This window comes from Leptolyngbya sp. CALU 1928 (assembly GCF_056784215.1).
Genome location: NZ_JBXBCE010000004.1, coordinates 176083 through 183211, shown reverse-complemented (window position 1 = coordinate 183211; position 7129 = coordinate 176083). Strand labels below are relative to the sequence as shown.

The following is a 7129-nucleotide window of genomic DNA, read 5'->3' as shown; positions in this document are numbered from 1 at the left end:
GTTTGTGAAGCTGCGGAGTTGCGGGGATCGCTTATAGGTGGAGACGAACAAGACTGTAAAACATTTTGGCGCATAAAGATAAGATAAGATATGCTGATATAAGGATAAGTTATTGGTTGACAGGTAAGGTATAGTCTCTGAGACTATACCTTACCTGTCAACCAATAACTTATCCTTATATCAGCATATCTTATCTTATCTTTATGCGCCAAAATGTTTTACAGTCTTTTTCGTCTCCACCTATAAGCGATCCCCGCAACTCCGCAGCTTCACAAACTATGAAATGTCTTCTGTGTAAGGGTTCTAGCGTTTTACCTGTTTTAGCCCTCTTTTAAATATCTTATCTTACCTATCAAATATTTGTATATCTTACCTAAAAACGAGACAAATAACTTATCCATCGTACCTCGAAGCAAGCAACAGATAAGATGTTTATATACATTATCTTATCTTGCATCTTCTCAAAACAGAAGGAAGGATAAGATATTTGTATCATTCATTCTATTTTACGGTAAGGCTTTCAGGCGTTTCAGCCTCCCAGCGTTTAGGAGTTCTAATAGATAATGATTGCCTATTCAGGTCAAACAAGATAAGATAGTAAAAGATAAAATAAGTAATCAGTAGAGGGTTTATGCGCGGCTGGCTTGAAAAACTAGTAGACAACTATTTAATCAAGGTTGCCGCTCTTGGCAACTCGCCAGAGGATCGGGCAAGGGCTGAACGGTTGGCTTCTGAAATGCGTGAAGCGTGGGCAGAGCAAGGGCTATCAGCGCTAAAACAACAGAAGAACCTGATGACCGAAACCAGGAACGCAATTAGAAATCGTCTCGGAGAGAATCACGTCGCCCTAGAAACGATGAACTTTAGCACTGCTGAGTGGACTGAGGTGAACCGGGCAACGTCTCAAAGGGTTGCCAACCAAAATTCTAATCAGCAGATTTTAGATCCGGGCACGGTGAACGCTGTTGTAACCAGGGCGACTCAACTCCTCCAGTCCCGCGAATGGGCTGAGATTGCGGCAGGGTTAGCCGTGCTAACGGGTCGCCGAAGCACAGAGGTTTTGAAGACGGCTCAGTTTACCTGGAAGACTGAGTTTTCTGTGATCTTCACGGGGGCACTGAAACGCAAGGGTGAAGAGACAGTTTTGAGCTTTGAGATTCCTACGCTGTGCCAAGCCGAATACGTTATCACTGCCTGGGAAAAGCTTCGCAAAATTCTATCGACTAGCGAACTAACCAACGCTCAGGTCAATACGTATTCGGATGCTGTCGCCAATGCGTGTGACAAGCATTTTTCTGATTTAGTGCAGCCAACTGAAGGGAGAGAGAGACTCTACACCCATCTTTTCAGGAAGATTTACGCGACGATCTCTACCTATTTCTACTGCCCTCCTAATGTGGACGATGCTGAGTTTCGGGCTGAAATTCAGGGGCATTTCTCCGGGCACGAACATTTGACACTTGCCGAGCGGCGTTCAATTGCCAGCGATCGCCATTACCGCTCCTACACAATCCAGGATGAGGACGGCAATATGCGGAAGGGCATGAGACTGAATTGGCAAGGCGTTGAGGTGATTGAAACTTTTAGAACTGGAATTGAAGAGGATGAAACGATGATTGAATCTGCTGTGACTGAGCCAGTAAATGAGACGGTTGTTGAGCCTGTGGCGGAAGTGGAAGCCGTGGTTGAGGTAACGGCTGTACAGGTAACACCAGTGACGGAAAAAGAGGAACGCAAACGTAGCTCGTTGCGGATTTACAGCGACGATCACGATCGCTGGGCGGCAGTTTTGGGGGCAATTTGCCCGGATTGCAATAACCAATTTGATAAAACTTCGGCTCTGCTGGAGTGGGCTGAGGAGCGAGTGCAAGGGGCTGTGTCTGCTAGTCCAAAACGAGCTAAACCGTCTCAGTTGGATATCAGCGCGATCGAACACCAGGCGCGTACTTTGTCCTGGCTGACGGGAGAGGTCGAATCGCTGCGCGAACAATTGGCTGAGTTGCGAGGCGAGCGGGATGAGTTGAAGAGTCAGGTTGAGGGGGCGATCCCTGATTCTGCTTCTGAAGATCTGAAGGCAGAGAATGAGGCGTTGAGGCAGGAACGCGATCGGGCTATGGCAAAGCTGGATGTGTTTCGAGGTTTGCTCGACGGCAATGGTAATGCTCCGGCTGTGGCTCCGGTTGCTCCAATGGTGGCTCAAACCAAGCAACCCAAACAGGCGAAGCGGGCACTTGAGGAGACTGAGGAAAAGAGTCCGACTGACGACTCTAAATCTGTGCCGGAACGAGCGCTAGAGGCAATCATGGCATACAACAATGCACAGGAAAATCACGCTGATAAGTGGGTGATTAGCTTCCCCGTGATGAAAGACCTATGCAAGCAGTTGGGGGCTGCAACTCAGGGAAAAATTAATGAGGTGATTCAGATACACTCGGCTGAAATTGAAGAACATCATCGGGCGCATGGATTGAGTGAGCGACACAACCGGGTACACGGGGGGCAAAGCATCTCTGAATTTATTCGGTTGTGAACGCGAAAAAGGGCACTCTAACTCTGTCTTTTGGAATGCCAAACATGATGATGTTGAAGACTTATTAGACTATTTCACTTCTCTTAAATATTGTTTGAGGGTATTTTCTTTAATCTCAACACCACTAGCTGAGAGGGTAGTGACTATTTCCGCCAAGGTGTATCCCGCATCTCTTGCAGCCTCAATATCAGTTTTTAAGGCTTGAATGAGTTCTTGCAGCGTAAGCCCTTTGGGTTTTGGCTTTTTGGTTAGACCTTTGAACGTTGACCGCGCTTGCTTCTCGGCTTCTGGAAAATACATTGTATTTGCTTTAGTGACCATCAAAAAACTCCTAAGCGTTGTCACTACTGTATCGACAAGAAAATTCAAAAGCTTCAGAACTTCCACCGAGGCTGACTCGCTATGCCTTAAGTCACGCTGGGTTAACCCATAGACAAGTTATAGGCTTAAGCCTAATTTTTAAAGTGACAGATATTCAGCAAATACAATCAGCCCTGCAAAACCTTGCGGCTCTCCCCCGCGATCGCGTTTCTGTGGCAACGAAACAGAAGATTGAACCGGGGCTAAAAGAAAAACAACGCCGCACAATCTGCATCAGGTTCTATGTCACTGCGGATGAAGAGGCAAGACTGAACCAGCTAACAGACGGGGTAAAAAACCGTTCTCGCTGGCTACGAGCTAGGGCATTTGGGCAGGCGACCCCACGACCACGACTGCAAATTCCTGAGATAAATCGACAGGCTTATACGACTCTTATCCCTCATTAGTCACTTTAAGCAGAGGAAAAGATAAGTTGTAAATTTAGCCGATGCACCAGTGGACAGATAAACTCATTCATCTTCTGCGTGAGTTGTTCAAACCCTAGCTGGAGTGATGCAATGGGAAAAACCGTCAACCAGGCTCAGTTATAGCAGCGGACAAAAAATGGTCGTTAAGGCTGAAAGGCTCATGAATTAAAGCTTTCAGCGATTACTTTGCTTGAGTACTTGTTGGCTTGAACTGTCCCATCTTTAGCCAAAAATGGGACAGTTCAAGTCATAAGCAACGGTTTTACGCCATTACAGGCTTCTCAGCAGTGGTTGACCAGACCTCGTAAATGGGACAGTTTACTCCAACCGCTCACTAACGACCAGAATTTTTCCGCTGCTATAACTGAGCCAAATTGCTCAAGTGTTTTGCGATCGCTCTACGCTGGCGTTTGAGGAACTCGAAGCAACCAATAGTGATGAGGGTCCGGTGATGCCAATCGATGCCTTCGATTCGTATGTGCGACAAACGATGGAGGTGGATTTTGAGCAGTTTGTTGAACCCCTAGCGAGTCTACCTAGAAAAAGTCCGGAACGAGAGATTTCGCAGGGCGATTCAGTGGTTGGGGAGTTGGATATAGCCACAGTGCTGCAAGTATTGGATGAGCAGATGAGTCAGGAGCCGGAGTTGACGGAGGCAGAAATATTCAATCGAGCATTGGCATTGGCGCACGACGAAGATATATCGGCTTGGTCAGCGGCGATTGTGCAATGCCTCCAAGAGGTGCCTGACCGGGCTATCTCGTTTGATCAACTCTGTCGTCGCTTAAGCCTCCCTGGGGTTGCGGTCTGGCTGGGTCTGTTGTTCGGTGGTTTTGAATTGGAGCAGAAGGGAGAGTTTTATCAGGCTTCAGTGTGGGTCAAGCTTCTCAGCGAAGCCCTAACCGCGAATCGCTAAAACTTGCATATCTTGCTTGGGCATGGGAGAGATAAAGGTGTGAACTGCTTTCTTGCTGGAGAATCTTGGAATGCGCCCCCACCTGAAATCCCTCAGCTTTGCCACTGTCACCCTGTTCTCCCTCACGGCTCCCCTCTTCCTATGTCCCCCTTTCTCTCTGCCAGCCGTTTCTCAAACGACCCAAGACCGTAAAGCAGAATCGATTCGACTGAATAATGAGGGCGAACAGCTACAACGACAAGGACAATATCGAGAAGCTTTGCCGAAGTTTCAACAAGCTCTGGTTATTGTGCGCGAAATTAGAGAACGCTTGGGAGAAGGCATAATCCTTAACAATATTGGACAAGTTTACTACAGCCTGGGGAACTATCCCAAGGCATTGGAGTTCTATCAGCAAGCATTAGCGATTTGTAAAGCCATCGGTGATCGCTTTGGCGAAGGCATCACGCTCAACAATATTGGACAAGTTTACGACAAGCTGGGGCAATATAACAAAGCATTGAAGTTCTACCAACAAGCTTTAGCTATCTGTAGAGAAAAGGGCGTTCGTACGCCGTTTCCGCAGGAAAGTCGCTCTAGTGAAAGTGGCGTACTTAACAATATTGGACTGGTTTACTACAGCCTAGGACAGTATCCCAAAGCGCTGGAGTTCTATCAGCAGGCAGCAGTGATTCTCAAAGAAGTTAGAAATCGTCCAATGGAAGGCACCACGCTCAACAATATTGGACAAGCTTACTACAGCCTGGGGCAGCATCCCAAGTCGTTGGAGTTCTATCAGCAAGCATTAGCGATTTATAAAGAACTTGGAAATCGATCGTTTGAAGCCACCGCGCTCAACAATATTGGCAGCATTTATGACCGCTTGGGGCAGCATCCCAAGTCGTTGGAGTTCTATCAGCAAGCATTAGCGATTTATAAAGAACTTGGAAATCGATCGTTTGAAGCTACCGCGCTCAACAATATTGGAGTCGTGTACTCCAAGCTGGGGCAGCACCCTAGAGCGTTAGAGTTTCATCAGCAGGCATTAGCCATTCTCAAGGACATTGGCGCTCGCTCGGTTGAAGGCACCACGCTCAACAATATTGGCAGCATTTACTCCGACTTGAAGCAGTATCCCAAGTCGTTGGAGTTCTACCAGCAGGCATTAGCGATTCATAAAGAACTTGGAAATCGCTCGGTTGAAGGCATCACGCTTAATAATATTGGCTATTTACTGGAGACGCAGAAGCAACCGGAGTTGGCGATTGTATTTCTCAAACGATCAGTTAGTACCTACGAAGCCATTCGAGAAGAATTGCGAGTCTTGCCCAAAGAACAACAGCAATCCTATACAGAAACGGTTGCTGTTACTTATCGGCGGTTAGCGGATGTGTTGCTGCAACAGGATCGGGTGTTGGAAGCGCAGCAGGTGTTGGATTTGCTCAAAGTACAGGAATTGGAAGGCTACTTGCGGAATGTGCGGGGAGATGGGAAAAAGCTGGAGTATTTACGACCGGAAGATGAAATTCTGAAACAGTATAGTGAGTTGCAAAAAACTGCGATTGAAGTGGGTAAAGAACTGGCAGAGTTGCGGAAACTAGATGTTAAAAATAGTTTGAATTCCACGCAAAAGCAACGACTGGCGCACCTGGTGGAACTGGAGCGCAGAATCAATCGTCAGTTCAACGAATTTATTGAAAGTAAGGTAGTGCAAGACCTGGTTAAACAACTGAGTCTGACTGCCAGCAAACAAAACCTCAACCTGGAAGATCTGAATGCATTGCGGGATGACCTGCGAAAACTGGATGCGGTGTTGCTCTATCCCTTGATTCTGGACGATCGCCTGGAACTGGTCATCACCACGCCCAATTCGCCGCCCTTGCGTCGCACCGTGCAGGTGAAACGAGAAGAACTGAACCGGGTGATTGCCGAGTATCGCTCTGCCTTAGAAACACCGGGTAGTAATGCTCAAGCTCTTGCCCAAAAACTCTATACCTGGTTAATCAAACCGCTGGAAGCCGATCTGCAACAGGCACAGCCCAAAACGATTATTTATGCTCCGGATGGGCAACTGCGCTACATTCCCCTGGCGGCGCTGCACGACAGTAAGCAATGGCTGCTCCAGCGCTACCGGATCAATAACATCACCGCACGTTCCGTCACCGATTTTCATACCGTGCCGCAAAAGCAACCCCGCATTCTGGCAGGAGCCTTTGGGCAAGTCGCCGCCACGGTTAAGGTGGGCGATCAATCCTTTCAGTTTGCCGGACTTCCCGCCGCTAGTCGAGAAGTGAAAACCCTAGTCGCTGCGATTCCCGGCACGTTGGGCTTGCTTGATCGCGATTTCAGCCGATCTTCTATCTTGCAACGCCTTAACAGTTTCAACATTGTGCATTTGGCAACTCACGGTAAGTTTGTCGTGGGCAGAGCCGACAACTCCTTCATCCTATTTGGCAACAACCAAGCCGATGTCGTCACCCTGGATGAAGTCAAAGACCTGACCATGACCAATGTAGATCTGGTGGTATTGAGTGCCTGCGAAACGGGGCTGGGCGGCAAGTTGGGCAACGGCGAAGAAATCCTCGGATTGGGCTACCAGTTTCAACGGGCGGGAGCGAAAGCAACGATCGCCTCTCTCTGGCAAGTGGATGATGGCGGCACGCAGGTATTGATGGATGCGTTCTATCTTGCATTGAAACAAGGTATGACCAAAGCTCAGGCACTCCAAGAGGCACAAAAAGCTTTAATCACCGGAAACTACAGCACGGTTGGCGGTAAACGGTCGGATATTGATATTGTCGATAGTCGCACTGGTAAGCCTCGCACGATCAGCGTTGACACCTTAAACCATCCTTATTATTGGGCAGCGTTTATCTTAATTGGAAATGGATTGTAAAAGTTATCAGCTATTAGTGA

At 47.8% G+C, this 7129-nt stretch carries 5 protein-coding genes; 4 read left to right on the top strand and 1 reads right to left on the bottom strand.

What is annotated here, in order from left to right; genetic code table 11:
- The first annotated feature begins 631 nt into the window (after window positions 1-631).
- Window positions 632-2530, top strand: coding sequence for a protelomerase family protein (locus AC1S5B_RS20460; RefSeq protein ID WP_482037542.1), 1899 nt, complete (start codon window positions 632-634; stop codon window positions 2528-2530).
- 69 nt (window positions 2531-2599) lie between these two features.
- Here AC1S5B_RS20460 and AC1S5B_RS20455 read toward each other — a convergent pair whose 3' ends face one another.
- Window positions 2600-2917: a hypothetical protein gene (locus AC1S5B_RS20455; protein ID WP_482037541.1), complete on the bottom strand. Its 318-nt coding sequence runs from the start codon at window positions 2915-2917 to the stop codon at window positions 2600-2602.
- 77 nt (window positions 2918-2994) lie between these two features.
- Here AC1S5B_RS20455 and AC1S5B_RS20450 point away from each other — a divergent pair, with 77 nt between their 5' ends.
- The 3 genes from AC1S5B_RS20450 (at window position 2995) to AC1S5B_RS20440 (ending at window position 7109) form a co-directional block, all read left to right on the top strand.
- Window positions 2995-3297, top strand: a complete 303-nt coding sequence (locus AC1S5B_RS20450) for a hypothetical protein (protein ID WP_482037540.1) — start codon at window positions 2995-2997, stop codon at window positions 3295-3297.
- A 403-nt stretch (window positions 3298-3700) separates the two neighbouring features.
- Complete coding sequence (locus AC1S5B_RS20445) at window positions 3701-4234, top strand: hypothetical protein (protein WP_482037539.1); 534 nt, start codon at window positions 3701-3703, stop codon at window positions 4232-4234.
- Window positions 4235-4304: 70 nt separating this feature from the next.
- On the top strand, window positions 4305-7109 hold the full coding sequence (locus tag AC1S5B_RS20440) for a CHAT domain-containing protein (RefSeq protein ID WP_482037538.1): 2805 nt from the start codon (window positions 4305-4307) through the stop codon (window positions 7107-7109).
- Window positions 7110-7129: the final 20 nt, after the last annotated feature.